This window comes from Streptomyces sp. NPDC051976 (genome assembly GCF_040680795.1).
Classification (GTDB): Bacteria; Actinomycetota; Actinomycetes; order Streptomycetales; family Streptomycetaceae; genus Actinacidiphila.
In genome coordinates this window covers 1-14,847 of the sequence record NZ_JBFAXL010000061.1, presented here as the reverse complement: position 1 = coordinate 14,847, position 14,847 = coordinate 1, and the positions used below count along the sequence as shown (strand labels likewise).

Genomic DNA, 14,847 nt, shown 5'->3' with positions numbered 1-14,847 from the left:
ACCAGCAGGCCGGGGCCGGGCTCAGAACTCGTGCAGGGTCTCGCGCAGGGTCGACTTGGTGTACTCGGTCCTCACCAGGCCACGCCGCTGCAGCTCGGGCACCAGGCCATCGCAGATATCAATGATGTACTTCCGGTTCATGTCCCAGCCCGGTTTCATGATCAGGAAGCCGTCACCGCCGATCTCCTCCATCGCCTCGGCCATCTGGTCGGCGACCTGCGCCGGTGTGCCGACCATCTCGATGCCCTGCTTGGCCATGTTCAGCGCGAGCTCCCGCAGGGTCTTCTTGCCGGGGGTGCCGTCGCCGCGCATGAACCACTCCAGCGAGCCGCGCTCGCCGTTGGTCGTCAGACCCTCCGGCAGCGGCTCGTCGAGCGGGAACTTCCTGAAGTCGATCTCGGTGTTCGAGGAGATGCTGACCAGCATCTTCTCGACGTACCGGTCCGACGAGGTCAGTCGCTCGACTTCGGCCCTGGCTTCGGCCTGCGTCGGGCCGATCGTCGGCGAGATGCAGAACATCAGCTTGATGTCGTCGGGGTTGCGGCCCATCGCCGCCGCGCGGGCGCGGATGTCGTCGCGGTACTCCTTCATCCCTGCCACACCCGTGCCGACCGCCACGATCGCGTCGGCCGCCTTGGCCGCGAACGCACGTCCCCGCGGCGAGGCACCCGCCTGCAGGATGGTCGGCTTGTGCTGCGGGCTCGGGACAGTGTTCAGCGGACCGCGGGACTTGAAGTACTTGCCCTCGAAGTCGATCGTGCGGACCTTCTCGAAGTCCGCGTAGGTGTGGGTCCCGCGGTCCATCACGACCGCGTCCTTGTCCCAGGACTGCCACAGTTGGTTGACGACCTCGTAGTACTCGTCGGCCATCGCGTAGCGCTCGTCGTGCTCGTAGAGCCGGTCGAGACCGAAGTTCTGCGCGGCCCGGTCCTCCGCGGAGGAGACGATGTTCCAACCGAACCGGCCCTCGGCGATCGAGTCCGCGGTCGAGCAGGCCCGCGCCAGCAGGTACGGCGGGTAGAAGCTGGTCGACAGGGTGGCAACGACACCCATCTTCGAGGTGTTAGCGGCCACCTTGATCGCCAACGGGAGCGGGTCGTGCTTGGGCGCGAAGATCGAGTTCTTGAGTGAGCCCTCCATGGTGCCGCCGTACGCGTCGGCCACCATCACCGTGTCCTCGATCATCATGAAGTCGAACCCGGCGCGCTCCATGCTCTTGGCCATGTCGACGTAGAAGTTGCCGTTCGCCCACTTCGCGACATCCGGCGACGCGTAGTCGGTATCCCACTCCGGCGGGATGAAGTTCATGAACCAACCCAGGTGGAACTTCGTCATGGCAGCTGATCCCTCTCAGAATTCGCGCAGGGTCTCGCGCAGGGTGGACTTCGTGTACTCCGTGCGGACCAGGCCCATCCGCTGCAGCTCGGGCATCAGTCCGTCGCAGATCGAGGTGATGTAGTTGCGGGACAGGTCCCAACCGGGCTTCGAGATCAGGAAGCCGTCGCCACCGACCTCCTCCATCGCGTCTGCCAAGTGCTGGGCCACCTGCGCCGGCGTGCCAACCAGCTCGAGACCACGCTTGGCTCGCTGCATCACCAGCTCCCGCAGCGTCTTCTTGCCGGGCGTCCCGTCACCGCGCAGGAAGTGCTCCAGCGATCCGCGTTCGCCGTTGGTCGTCAGACCCTCCGGCAACGGCTCGTCCAGGTCGAACTGCCTGAAGTCGATCTCGGTGTTGGAGGACAGGTTGACCAGCGACTTCTCGATGTACGACGGGTGGTTCAGGACCCGGTCGACCTCGGCCCGCGCGTCGGCCGCGGTTGCCCCGACGGTCGGGGAGACGACGAAGAGCAGCTTGATGTCGTCGGGGTTTCGCCCGATATCGGCGGCACGGCGCCGGATGTCGTCGCGGTACTCCTTCATGCCCTCCACGCCGGTGCCGACCGCGATGATCGCGTCGGCGGCGCCGGAGGCGAACGCGCGGCCCTTCGGGGAGGCTCCGGCCTGCAGGAACGTGGGCCGGAGCTGCGGGCTGGGGACGGTGTTGAGCGGACCGCGGGACGTGAAGTACTGCCCCTCGAAGTCGATCGTGCGCACCTTGGTGAAGTCCGCGTACGTGTGCGTCGACCGGTCCATGACCACCGCGTCGGCGTCCCAGGAGTCCCAGAGCCTGGTGACGACCTCGAAGTACTCCTGGGCCACGTTGTACCGCTCGTCGTGTTCCGGCAGACCGGCCAGACCGAAGTTCTGCGCGGCCCGGTCCTCCGCCGAGGACACGATGTTCCACCCGAACCGGCCCTCCGCGATCGAGTCGACCGTCGAGCAGGCCCGCGCCAGCAGGTACGGCGGATAGAAGCTCGTCGACATGGTCGCGACGACACCCATCTTCGAGGTGTTGGCGATCAGCTTGACGGCCAAAGGCAGCGGGTCGTGCTTGGGCGCGAACGCCGAGTGCTTGAGCGCGCCCTCCATGGTGCCGCCGTACGCGTCGGCCACCATCACCGTGTCCTCGATCATGATCAGGTCGAAGCCGGCCCGTTCCATCGACTGGGCCATGTCGACGTAGAAGTCACCATTGGGCCACAGCGCCACGTCGGGTGAGGCCAGGTCGGTGTCCCACTCCGGTGGAATGAAGTTCATGAACCATCCCATGTGGAACTTCTTCGGCATGGTGTGCTCCTAGTCGTTCGTTGTCGTTGCGTCGTGCGAAGGGCGGCGCGCGGCAGCGGACCGGGGGTGCGGCCAGGGCCCGCGCAACGTCGTCAGAACTCGCGCAGGGTCTCTCGCAGGGTCGGCTTGGTGTACTCCGTTCGGGTCAAACCGCGACGCTGCAGTTCGGGCACCAGCCCGTCGCAGATCGACGCGATGTAGTCCCTGGTCAGACCACGACGGTGGATGAGCCAGCCGTCACCGCCGATCTCGTCCATCGCCAGCTCCATCCGGTCGGCGACGGAGGCCGGCGTACCGATCAGCTCCATGCCGAACGAGGAGGCTGCGACTGCGAGTTGCCGCAGGGTCTGGTCCGGACCGCTCCCGTCGCCGCGCATGAAGTGCAGCAGCGAACCGAGTTCACCGTTGGTGGTCAGGTCCTGCGGCAGCGGCTTGTCGAGGTCGAACTGCTTGAAGTCGATCTCGGTGTTCGACGAGATCCCGACCAGCGCCTTCTCCACGAAGCGGTCGTTGTCGCCGAAGCGGGCGTGCGCAGCCCTGGCCTCCTCCTCTGTGGCGGCCACGGTCGGGGACACGACGAAGAACACCTTGATGTCGTCGGGGTTGCGGCCGGCCGCCTCGGCACGGGCGCGGATGTCGTCGCGGTACTCCTTCATCCCCTCGACGCCGGTGCCGATCGCGATGATCGCGTCCGCGGCACCCGCCGCGAACTGACGCCCCTTGGGCGAGGCACCGGCCTGCAGGAACGTCGGCTTGTGCTGCGGGCTGGGGATCGTGTTCAGCGGGCCGCGGGACGTGAAGTACTTCCCGTCGAAGTCGATCGTGTGCACCTTGTTGAAGTCGGCATACGTGTGGGTCCCGCGGTCCATCACGACCGCGTCCGCCTCCCAGGACTCCCACAGTTGGTTGACAACGTCGAAGTACTCCTCGGCCACGTTGTACCGCTCGTCATGCTCGGGAAGCGCGTCGAGACCGAAGTTCTGCGCGGCCCGGTCCTCCGCCGACGACACGATGTTCCACCCGAACCGGCCACCAGCGATCGAGTCGATCGTCGAGGCCACCCGCGCCAGCAGGTACGGCGGATAGAAGCTCGTCGACATCGTCGCGACGACACCCATCTTCGACGTGTTCGCGGCGACCAGCACAGCCAGCGGGACGGGGTCCTGCTTGGGCGCGAAGATCGCGTTCTTGAGCGAGCCCTCCATGGAGCCGCCATACGCGTCAGCGACCATCACCGTGTCCTCGATCATCATGAAGTCGAAGCCCGCGCGCTCCATCGCCTTCGCCATGTCGACGTGGAACCGGCCGGCCGGCCAGTCGGCAACATCCGGCGAGGCCCATTGCGACTCCCAGTCCGGCGGGGTGAAGTTCATGAACCAACCGAGGTGGAACTTCTTCGTCATCAGTCTCTTCCTCAGCCCGGCTCAGAACTCGCGCAGCGTCTCGCGCAGCGTGGATGTGGTGTACTCCGTTCGCGTCAGCCCCTGGCGCTGCAGCTCCGGCACGAGTGCGTCGGTCACGTCACGGATGTACTGCCGTGACAGTTCACGTCCCTGTTTGCTGATCAGGAAGCCGTCACCGCCGACCTCCTCCATGATCTCGCCCATCTTCTTGGCGACCTGCTGCGGAGTGCCGATCAGCTCGGCGCCGCGCTTGATCCGGTGCTCGACCAGCTGCCGCAGGGTCTGGTCCGGGCCGCTGCCGTCGCCGCGCATGAAGTGCTCCAGCGAGCCGCGCTCACCGTTGGTGGTCAGGTCCTGTGGCAGCGGCTTGTCGAGGTCGAACTGCTTGAAGTCGATCTCGGTGTTCGACGAGATCCCGACCAGCGCCTTCTCCACGAAGTAGGGGGCGTCCACCAGCCGGGCCGCCTTCTCCCGCGCCTCGGCCTCGGTGGACGCGATGGTCGGGGACACCACGAAGAGCAGCTTCAGGTCGTCGGGGTTGCGGCCGGCCGCCTCGGCACGGGCGCGGATGTCGTCGCGGTACTCCTTCATCCCCTCGACGCCGGTGCCGATCGCGATGATCGCGTCCGCGGCACCCGCCGCGAACTGACGCCCCTTGGGCGAGGCACCGGCCTGCAGGAACGTCGGCTTGTGCTGCGGGCTGGGGATCGTGTTCAGCGGGCCGCGGGACGTGAAGTACTTCCCGTCGAAGTCGATCGTGTGCACCTTGTTGAAGTCGGCATACGTGTGGGTCCCGCGGTCCATCACGACCGCGTCCGCCTCCCAGGACTCCCACAGTTGGTTGACAACGTCGAAGTACTCCTCGGCCACGTTGTACCGCTCGTCATGCTCGGGAAGCGCGTCGAGACCGAAGTTCTGCGCGGCCCGGTCCTCCGCCGACGACACGATGTTCCACCCGAACCGGCCACCAGCGATCGAGTCGATCGTCGAGGCCACCCGCGCCAGCAGGTACGGCGGATAGAAGCTCGTCGACATCGTCGCGACGACACCGAGGTGAGAGGTCTTGGCAGCGATCAGCGTGGCGAGCGGCACCGGGTCCTGTTTCGGCGCGAACACCGCGTGCTTGAGCGAGCCCTCCATGGAGCCGCCGTACGCGTCGGCGACCATCACCGTGTCCTCGATCATGATCAGGTCGAAGCAGGCCCGTTCGAGGTCACGCGCCATGTCGACGTAGAACTGCCCGGTTGCCCAGTCCTTCGCGTCCGGCGAAGCCCATTCCGACTCCCAGTCCGGCGGGGTGAAGTTCATGAACCAGCCGAGGTGGATCTTCTTCGTCATGGCTGCTCCTTCGTCGTCCGAGTGGTGTCCAGCGAGGCCCGTCAGCGATCCGGCCCGGCCCGTATGACCATCAGACCGTGTCCGTATGTCACGTCCGATGCGCCGCCGTGGCACAGGCATTGCGCCGCTATTGCGAGGCCCGGGTCGCCCCTCGCCAGGGACTTCGCAACGACGACGGCGGGGGTGTTCGTCACCGGCGAATCCGGCGACGAACACCCCCGCCACGGTCAGGGCGAGCGGACTGAGTCAGACTGCGAAGCTCTGCTCCGTCGAGGTCATGGTGAGCAGGCATCGCGCCGCGCGCATGCCACTGCCGTCGATCGAGTAGAGGACCGGCTCCTCGGAGGAACAGCGTTCGATCCGTTCCGCACAACGCGGGTGGAACGAGCAGCCGGACGGCAGGGCGAGCGGGCTGGCCGGCTCACCTGCGAGCCGCACCGGCGCGGTGCCCGGCGCCGGGACCGCCGCGATCAGTGCCTTGGTGTAGGGGTGCTTCGGCTTGCTGATGATCTCCTCGGTCGGTCCGACCTCGACGATCTGCCCCAGATACATCACCGCCGTACGGTCGGAAATGAACCGCGCCGCAGCCAGGTCGTGCGTCACGAACATGACCGCCATCCCGAGCTCGCGACGCAGGTCCTGGAGCAGGTTGAGCACGGAGGCCGCGAGCGACGCGTCGAGCGCCGAGGTGGGCTCGTCGCACAGTAGGAGCGTGGGCGGAACGATGATGGCCCGCGCGAAGGCAACACGCTGCCGCTGGCCTCCGGACAGCAGGCCGACCTTGACGCTGGCCACATCGGGAGGCAGACCCACCTGGCGCAGCGCCTGGTCGACCCGTTCGCGACCTTCCGAGCGGCCGGTGGTCCGGCGAAGCCGCTCCCCCACGATCTCGCCGACCGTGAGCCAGGGCGTCAGTGAGGCACCGGCATCCTGGAACACCATCTGCGGGCGGCCACCCCCACGTTCCACGTCACCGCTGGTCGGCCCCATCAGGCCCGCGACAACACGCAGCAGCGTCGACTTGCCGGAGCCCGACTCGCCCACGACCGCCACCGACTCGCCCGGCTGGATGTCGAGGATGACATTGCGCAGGGCGTGCAGCTTGTCCTTCTTCAGCAGACCGCGCCTGACGTCGAACTGCTTGTCAACGCTGTTGACAACCAGCGCGGGCTTCGGCTCCGTCGGCTGGGCCATGGGCGCGAAGGCAGGCGTCGACTCCGTGGCGACGATCGCGTCGATCGCGTTCGGGACGATGCAGGCAGCCGTGCCGTCGTGGGTCGCCGCCGGCTCGAGCACGGGCACCGTCTCGGTGCAGGCCTCCGTGGCCGCCGCACACCTCGGGGCGAACGCGCAGCCCGGCGGGTGCGCCCGGGGGTCCGGCGGTTCGCCCGGCAGTGACGGGATCCGGTGCCCGATGGGCAGCTTCATGCTGAGACGCGCGTTGAGCAGCCCTGCCGTGTAGGGGTGGGTCGGCGCCCGGAGCACGTCTGCCATCGTCCCGACCTCGACCAGGCGGCCGCCGTACATGACGGCGACGCGGTCGGCGATCTGGGAGGCGACACCCATGTCGTGGGTGACGAGGATGAACGAGGTGCCGAGCTCGTCGCACAGGTCGCGGATCAGCGCGAGCACCTGCGCCTGGACCGTGACGTCCAGTGCCGTGGTCGGCTCGTCGGCGATGACCAGGTCCGGCCGGCCCGCCACGGCCATCGCGATCATCACGCGCTGGCGCAGGCCGCCGGACAGTTCGTGCGGATAGGCCTTCATCCGGCGCACCGGGTCGGGAACGCCGACCAGCTCCAGCAGACGCAGCGCCTCCTCCTCGGTCCCAGCCGCCTCAGTGACCTGCCGGCCAGCCCGCATCGTCGGGTTGAGCGACGTCATCGGGTCCTGGAAGATCGCCCCGAGGTGTGCCTTGCGTGCCGCTCGGCGCATCTCGGGCACGGCCGACACCATGTCGATCCCGCAGACTTCCGCCTTCCCGGTGACGACCGGCATCGGCTCGCCGGCCAGCAGGCCGAGCAGGGCCAGCCCCATCACGCTCTTGCCGGAACCGGACTCGCCGACGACCGCGAGGATCTCGCCGGCGTTGACATCCAGCGTGACCCCGCGCAGCGAGTTGACGGGCACGCCACGGCGCTGGAACGTGACCGAGAGATCCTCGATGTGAGCACGCGGGACCGCGGTGGCAAGCGGCACGACTGTCGCGGTATCCTCACTGGTGGTCATGACATCACACCCTCTTCATCTTGTTTCACGGGTCTCTTGGAACGCAGGAGTCGCGCTGGTGGGGCAACCGGGGTACGCGCGACCACCTCTTCGCCGCCCGTAGGCAGCCCGGTCGCCCTCGATGGGGGGGTGCCTACGATAAAAGCCCCCCACCGTGACACGGGTGCGTCGATGTGGTGCCTTGCTGATTGCGCCGTCTTTCACCCGCCGCACCGGCAGTCGTGCGTCACACCCTCTTGATCTTGTCCGCGTCGAAGATCTCGGGGATGTAGGAGTCGAGCGCGAGGCCGGTGATGTCCTTGCGCATCACAAGGTTGTACGGAGTGCGGCACAGCGGCACCCAGAGCGCCTCGTCCTCAATGGTCTTGGTGATGGCGAGGTATGCCTCGTTCATCGCGTCGGCGGTGGGCAGCGTGATCGCGTGATCCATGGCCTTGTCCAGCGCCGGGCTGCTGTATCCGAAGAAGTTCAGCGGTTTGGCACCCGTGCGCAGGAAGATCCGCAGGGCGGTGTCGAGGTGAAGCGCATCCCCACCGATGCCGGCTACCATCAGGTCCGGCCGCTTCGAGGGCGGCTGGTTGCACAGGTCGAACTCCTCGGCCGAGGGCATCGCCCGGATCGTGATGTCCAGCCCCGTGGGAGCAAGCTGGGTCTGCACGAGCTCCGCGACCAGCTGCGCCGGCGCGCCGTACGACGTCACCCAGGCCAAGTCGATCTTCCTGCTCGGCAGCGACGGGACCTTCGCCTTGAGCGGGCCCAGGTCGAAGCTCGTCGAGAACGGCGCCATCCCGTCGGGGAACATGTCCTCCGGCCAGAAGTTGGTCGCCACCTTGGTCAGGCCGTGGAACGCCGTGCTCACGATCGTGGCACGGTCCAGGGCGGTCATCATCGCCTGGCGCACGGTCTTGTCCGCGAAGATGCCACCACTGATGTTCATCCACACGACCAGCACCGAGGCCCCGAAGACCGTGTCGACCGTGAACGCCGTGTTCTGCTTGTACTTCAGGACATCGGGGATCGCGAAGCCCTTGGTGACGATGTCGAACGCCCCATGGTCCAGTTGCAGCTTCTGGGTGGCGATCGACGGCGTGATCCCGATCTGGATCGTCTTGAAATACGGCTTCTCGCCCCAGTAGTCCGGGAACGCCTCCAGCGTGTAGTGCGAGCCGGGCACGAACTCCTTCATCACGTAGGGCCCCGTGCCCGCGTCGTGGGTCTTGAGCCACTCCTGCGCAAGGTCGCCGCCCTTGGCGTTCTTCGCCACCGCGTCCGGGCTGGTGGCGTACATCTGCCACGGGCAGGCCGCATAGTGCAGGAACGCGTTGTTCGGCTCCTTGAGCTTCACCACCAGCGTGTTCGGGTCGGGGGCCGCCGCCTTCGCGATTCCCGTCACCATGTACGCCGGGCCCTGGTTCACCTTCACCCGGCGCTCGAAACTCTTGATCCACGCGGTCGCGTCGGCGACTGTCCCGTCGTGGAACTTCACGCCGGGCGTCAGCTTGAACGTGTACGTCAGGCCGTCCGGGGACATGCTCCACGACTTCGCCAGGCCCGGCACGAACTCGGAGGTTCCGGGCTTGTAATTGATCAGGCCCTCGTAGCAGGCGCGCATCACCTGCACGCCCTCCCCCTCGTACATGATGTCCGGGTCCGGCACCTGCATGTCCTGCAGGAACGGCATCGCCAGCGTCAGATTGCCTGCGCCCCCCTTGGTAGTAGCGCCTCCGGCCCCGCAAGCCGCCAGGAGCGACCCCAGGCTGAGTCCGCCGATGGTGATGCCGCTCGCCTTGAGGAAGGTACGGCGATCGAGGGCGACCGGCCGTGGGGCCGGAGGCGTGGTCGTCTCTTGTCTTCGGGACACAGGGTGCCTCCTGGTACACGCCGGGCACTCGGGCCACGGCGTTTGGGTTTTCGGAAACCGGTCCGGCGATGACTCAGGCCCGGTGTTGAGATGCGATGAAACCCACTGGCAGTGACACCTGAGCGTCAAGGCCGTGCTTTTCTCATTGCGCCACGCTCTAGGCGTGGGCCGCCTTTGTTACGCCGGGACCCACCTGCAGCACCGGAACTCCGAGCCACCAGCTCGGGGAGCCGGAAGACGATCCCGCACAGCGCGACGAGACCGGCGACCGAGGACGTGGTCAGCGCCGCGCGGGTGCCGAGCAGTTCGGCGAGCAGGCCGATGGTTACCATCCCGACCGGCAGCGCACCGATGGCCGTACTCAGCACGCCGAGCGCAACGCCACGCTCCGAGTCCCCGGCCGACTCGATCGCCAGCAGGCTCTGCATGGAGCCGAAGCCGGACTGTCCCACACCGGAGACGAGCAGCGCCGAGAACGCGACGCCGTACGCCGACGACGCCGAGAACGCCAGGAGGCCGGTGAGCCCGACCGCCGAGCCGCAGACGAAGACGAGACCGTGCCGTGAAGGCTGCCGCACGGTGAGGACGAGGCCGCACACGATCTGGCCGATTCCCGGCGCTGCCGCCAACAGACCGACCAGGGCGGCGGTGTGGGCGTAGGGCTGGGCCACCACGGGCACCAGCGGGGTGTACCCGAACATGCACAGGTTCATCACGACGGTCACGAGCAGCATCGCGACCAGCCGACGGCTTCGTCGTACCAGCGCTCGACCCGCGGCGATCTGGTCGCGAACCGTCACCGGGGATCCGGTGCCGCGGGCTGCGGCATACCTCGGTGCGGGCACGAGACGGAGAAGGACCAGTGAGACGCACAGCAGGATACCCATGCCGGCGAAGCCCGCTCCCATCCCGATGCGGTCGATCAACGCGCCGCCGACCAGGGTGCCGACCATGGCGGAACCTGCTTGTGCGGTGGACTCGATCGTCATCGCCGGGCCAGCCAGCGCAGGCCCGACCGTCTCGTAGATGAGCGGTCGCTGCGCCGTCATGTTGACCAGACCGCCGATGCCCAGAACGAACATGAACGGGAAGGTCATCCAGACCTCCACCGTCCTGCTCTGCACGAGGCCGAACATCAGGAACTCGACCGGGATCAGCGTCGTCTGGACGGCCAGGATGAGCTTGCGCCGCTCGATCCGGTCACTGATCGCACCGGCGAGGAATCCACCGAACAGCATCGGGGCGAAGATGAGCGCGCCGGCGATCTGGTTGGTCATCGGCGAGTTCGCCAGCCGGGTCAGCAGGTAGCTTGTCGTGAAGAGTCCACCCCACCGGGTGGTGTGCCACATGAACGAGCTGGCGCAGAGGTAGGGGTAGCCGGGCACGCTGAAGAGCGCGCGCAGACGCCCGCCGCGGTCCGCCGCGACGGGGACCGCCAGGGTTTCTTCCGCGGTCATTCCGCTGCCACCACCGTCATCGCCGCGTCCCGGCGGCCCTGTGACAGCACACCGATCAGCACCGGCACGGTGAGCACCGCGCCGCCGACCGCCAGCGCAGCGAACCCGACCCAGTCCATCAAGAACCCGCAGAGAACGCCTGCGCTGCCACCGCACACTGCCGTGGTGAGGTCGGCGGCTCCCTGGACTGAGACGCGATAGCTCGACGGGATATTGTCGATCAGCAGGCTGGAACCGCCGATGAGCGCCAGCGTCCACCCCAGGCCGAGCGCCCACATCGCCACGAACATCATCGGGACGTTGTCCGCGGCCACCCCGGAGAGCGCACAGGCGATCATGAGGACGACGCCTCCGGCACGCAGCGCGGCCAGCCGCCCCTTCTTGTCCGCGTAGCGGCCCACCAGCGGGCTGAACGCGAACATCCCCGCGATGTGCACGGAGACGACGTACGGGCTGACCGTCTCGTGCCCGTTCATCTTCATGTCGATCGGGGTCATCGCCATCACTCCGACCATCACGGCCTGGGCCACCACCATGGCGGACAGCGCCAGGCGGGCGGCCGGCGAGGCGAGCACTGCGCGAATGCAGTCCGTGAACCGGATCTTGGCGTGCTCCTCGACGCCGCCGTTCTCGGCCGCCCAGATCAGGAGTGGGTCGGGTCGGAGCCGGAAGAAGATGTTGAGCCCGGCGCCTGCGAAGAAGAGGGAGCTGAACAGCCAGGGTCCCGCATACCGGGCCAGGCCGAACCAAACGGTCCCGAAGTGTTCGGCGGGCTGGACGAGCAGCGGCCCGAAGACCGACCCGAAGGTCGACGCGAACAGGATCGTTCCCATCGCACCGCTGCGATGCTCCGGCTCGGCAAGATCCGTGGCGGCGTAGCGCGCCTGCAGGTTGGTGGCCGACCCGGCGCCGTACAGGAAGAGGCCGGCGAGGAAGACGGGCAGGAACGAGAGCTGCACGCCGACGCACGAGATCACGCCGCCGACGACCGCGAGCCCATAGCCCAGCGCCATCCCGGGCCGACGGCCGCGCTTGCGCATGACCTGAGAGAGTATCTGGGCCATGAATCCCGAGCCGACGGTGACCCCGGCGGTGGAGAGGCCGACCCAGGGGGTGTTCACCCCGACAATGTCCTCGACGACATAGCCGCCGACGGTGATCGCCGCGCCGAGCGCGGCCGCGCCAACGATCTGACCCACCGTCAGAATCCGCAGGGTTCTGCGTTGGAGCGCGGCGCGCTCCCCACGGGTGAGCAACAGGTTGCCCGTCTGGGATGACACCTCAGAACTCGAGCAGGTTGTCGCGGAACATCTCGTGGGTGTACGAGGTGCGGGTCAAGCCACGTTTCTGCAGTTCGGGGACGAGCCCGTCGGTGATCTCACTGATCGAGCGGCGGGTGAGCACGTCCTGGGTTATCAGGAATCCGTCGCCACCGACGGCAGACATGATCTCGTCCATCTGCTCGGCGACCTCCGACGGCGTCCCGAGCAGCCGCACTCGCTGCGCGGAGCCGGTCGCCGACACCGAAGCGACCTCGCGCAACGTCCGCTCGGAGTTCTGCCGGACGAAGAACTCCAGCGAGCTCTGGTGGCCGTTGGTGACCATCTGGCCGGCGAGGTCCTTGATCGGGGTGTCGAGGTCGAAGACCGAGAAGTCGATGTCCGTGGCGTAGCCCATGCCGGCCAGCCGGGTGACAGGGTTCGCCGCGGCGTCGGCCTGGGCCACCGCCTCGCGCTCCAGCGCGGCCTGACGGGTCTCGCCCATGATTGGCGAGGTGAGGAACAGCACCTTCACGTCGTCGGGGTTGCGGCCGTGGTCGGCGGCTCGGTCGCGGACGTCGTCGCGGTACTGCTTCATCTGGTCGATGCTCGTCGCGGAGGCGATGATCGAGTCGGCCCACCGGGAGGCGTAGGCACGGCCCTTCTCGGAACCGCCGGCCTGGACGATGACCGAGCGGCCCTGTGGGGACCGGGCGGTGTTGATCGGGCCCCGTGACCTGTAGAACCTGCCCTTGAAGTCGACCGGGTGGACCTTGCTCGGGTCGGCGAAGATGCCCTCCTGGTCGACCACCATCGAGCCCGGCTCCCACGACTCCCACAGCTTGACGACCAGGTCGGTGAATTCGGCCGCCATGTCGTAGCGCACGTCGTGATCCGGCTGGGCGTCGTGTCCGTAGTTCTGTGCCGCGCGGTCGGAGCTGGCCGTGACCATGTTCCAGCCCGCCCGGCCGTTCGAGACGTGGTCCATCGTGGAGACCAGCCGAGCAAGCAGGTACGGCGGGTACTCGGTGATCGCCAGCGTGCAGACCACACCGAGACGGCTGGTGTTCTGGGTGAGGATCGAGGCGAGCACGGCGGGGTCGAATTTCGGTACGGCGTACGCGTTCTCGATGTAGAAGTCGTGCTTCCCCTGCCACGCGTCCGGTACGAACGAGGAGTCCTCGAGGATGAAGTAGTCGAAGCATGCCCGCTCCAGGGACCGGGCCATGTCGACGTAGAAGTCCGGCTTCATTCCCTCGGCCTTGTGAGTGCCGATCCACTGGTCGCGCCAGCCATGGACCCGGTATCCGTTCATGAACCAGCCCAAGTGGAACTTCTTCGCCGCCATTAACCGGCCTCCTGACTCGATGCGTCATCACGGATCCACACGCTTCGTCCGCGGAGCATGGGCAAACTAGCCAGACCTGGTGACGTCGGCAGATCTGAGCGATATCACGCCGATTGCGCGGGGAGGGACGGCTCGACGCAGCGGCCGGGCGGCGCAATCGAAGGTTTACCCCGGGACCGGTGCCGGGAAATCCGCCGCATCTTGGCTTTGGGAAGACCATTTCTACGCCTGTCTCGGAAAGGCTTTTCCCATGACCGTCGTCGTCGTCGGCAACCCCAAGCCCATGTCACGCACCCGAGCCGCCGCGGAGCTCATCGCCACGCGTCTGACCGGCTCCGCTCCCACTGCCGTGATCGACGTCGTCGACCTCGGCGCCGGTCTGCTCGGCTGGGGCGATCCCGCGGTCGCGGCGGCCAAGAAGACGGTCATCGAGGCAGATTCGCTGGTGGTCGCCTCGCCGACGTTCAAGGCGACGTACACCGGGCTGCTCAAGCTCTTCTTGGACCAGTTCGGACAGGGCGAGCTGGGCGGCATCCCGACTTTTCCGGTCATGCTCGGGGGTGCCTACAACCACGCGCTCGCTCCCGAACTGACCCTGCGCCCCGTGCTCGTCGAGATCGGCGCGAGTTGCCCGGCGCCGAGCCTGTACCTCATCGACTCGGAGTTCGAGACCTCCCCGGATCTCGACAACTGGCTGGAGATCGCGAAGAAGTTCGCGCCGACGGTGGTGGCCCCGTGATTCCGGCGACCGACGAGCAGTTCGACCAGGTGCTTCTGCGCCAGGCCTTCGGCTGCTTCCCCAGCGGCGTGACCGCGTTCGGCGGGATGATCGAGGGCGTACCGGAGGGCATCGCGGCCAGTTCGTTCACCTCGGTCTCGATCGACCCCGCGCTCGTCTCGGTCTGCGTCGCGAACACGTCCAGCACATGGCCGAAGCTGGCGGCACTCGGCCGGCTCGGGCTGAGCGTGCTCTCCAGCGAGCACGGCACCGTCGCGCGCTCCCTGGCGTCCAGGAATGGCGACCGGTTCGGCTCGGTGGACTGGGTGGCGACCGATGGCGGTGCGGTCTTCGTGCACGGCGCCACGCTGTGGCTCGACTGCGCGCCGTACAAGGTCGTCGAGGCCGGTGACCACCAGATCGTGGTGCTCCGGATCGAGGCGCTGGCGATGTACCCCGACGTCGCACCGATGGTGTTCCACAGGAGCAACTTCCACGAGCTCGCGCCGAGCGCATAGCCCGCACGACACGTCGTACACAATGGAGGAAGGCCCGGGGATGATCCCC

11 protein-coding genes are annotated in these 14,847 nt (G+C 67.4%); 2 read left to right on the top strand and 9 right to left on the bottom strand.

All coding sequences use genetic code 11. The features are described 5' to 3' along the window. Positions 1-21: 21 nt before the first annotated feature. The 9 genes from AB0M29_RS37365 to AB0M29_RS37325 form a co-directional block, all read right to left on the bottom strand. Positions 22-1,335 (bottom strand): NtaA/DmoA family FMN-dependent monooxygenase, encoded by a 1,314-nt coding sequence (locus AB0M29_RS37365; protein WP_365391189.1) that lies wholly within the window; start codon positions 1,333-1,335, stop codon positions 22-24. A gap of 15 nt (positions 1,336-1,350) precedes the next feature. Then, positions 1,351-2,667 (bottom strand): NtaA/DmoA family FMN-dependent monooxygenase, encoded by a 1,317-nt coding sequence (locus tag AB0M29_RS37360; RefSeq protein WP_365391187.1) that lies wholly within the window; start codon positions 2,665-2,667, stop codon positions 1,351-1,353. A 92-nt stretch (positions 2,668-2,759) separates the two neighbouring features. Further along, the gene (locus tag AB0M29_RS37355) at positions 2,760-4,070 is read right to left on the bottom strand and encodes an NtaA/DmoA family FMN-dependent monooxygenase (protein WP_365391185.1); all 1,311 of its coding nucleotides are present in this window, start codon (positions 4,068-4,070) and stop codon (positions 2,760-2,762) included. A gap of 21 nt (positions 4,071-4,091) precedes the next feature. Continuing rightward, positions 4,092-5,408 carry an NtaA/DmoA family FMN-dependent monooxygenase gene (locus AB0M29_RS37350; RefSeq protein ID WP_365391183.1) on the bottom strand — a complete coding sequence of 439 codons (1,317 nt, stop codon included), beginning with the start codon at positions 5,406-5,408 and terminating at the stop codon, positions 4,092-4,094. A gap of 246 nt (positions 5,409-5,654) precedes the next feature. Further along, complete coding sequence (locus AB0M29_RS37345) at positions 5,655-7,637, bottom strand: ABC transporter ATP-binding protein (protein ID WP_365391181.1); 1,983 nt, start codon at positions 7,635-7,637, stop codon at positions 5,655-5,657. A 226-nt stretch (positions 7,638-7,863) separates the two neighbouring features. Further along, positions 7,864-9,498 (bottom strand): ABC transporter substrate-binding protein, encoded by a 1,635-nt coding sequence (locus AB0M29_RS37340; protein WP_365391179.1) that lies wholly within the window; start codon positions 9,496-9,498, stop codon positions 7,864-7,866. Between the two features lie 125 nt (positions 9,499-9,623). Beyond that, positions 9,624-10,883 (bottom strand): MFS transporter, encoded by a 1,260-nt coding sequence (locus AB0M29_RS37335; RefSeq protein ID WP_365391177.1) that lies wholly within the window; start codon positions 10,881-10,883, stop codon positions 9,624-9,626. Positions 10,884-10,951: 68 nt separating this feature from the next. Next, complete coding sequence (locus AB0M29_RS37330; RefSeq protein ID WP_365391175.1) at positions 10,952-12,235, bottom strand: MFS transporter; 1,284 nt, start codon at positions 12,233-12,235, stop codon at positions 10,952-10,954. Between the two features lies 1 nt (position 12,236). After that, the gene (locus AB0M29_RS37325) at positions 12,237-13,562 is read right to left on the bottom strand and encodes an NtaA/DmoA family FMN-dependent monooxygenase (protein ID WP_365391173.1); all 1,326 of its coding nucleotides are present in this window, start codon (positions 13,560-13,562) and stop codon (positions 12,237-12,239) included. 250 nt (positions 13,563-13,812) lie between these two features. On the opposite strand from AB0M29_RS37325, the gene AB0M29_RS37320 reads away from it, so the two are divergent. Next, positions 13,813-14,301 (top strand): NAD(P)H-dependent oxidoreductase, encoded by a 489-nt coding sequence (locus tag AB0M29_RS37320; RefSeq protein ID WP_365391172.1) that lies wholly within the window; start codon positions 13,813-13,815, stop codon positions 14,299-14,301. Next, positions 14,298-14,798 carry a flavin reductase family protein gene (locus tag AB0M29_RS37315; protein WP_365391170.1) on the top strand — a complete coding sequence of 167 codons (501 nt, stop codon included), beginning with the start codon at positions 14,298-14,300 and terminating at the stop codon, positions 14,796-14,798. The genes AB0M29_RS37320 and AB0M29_RS37315 overlap by 4 nt, the downstream gene beginning before the upstream one ends. Positions 14,799-14,847: the final 49 nt, after the last annotated feature.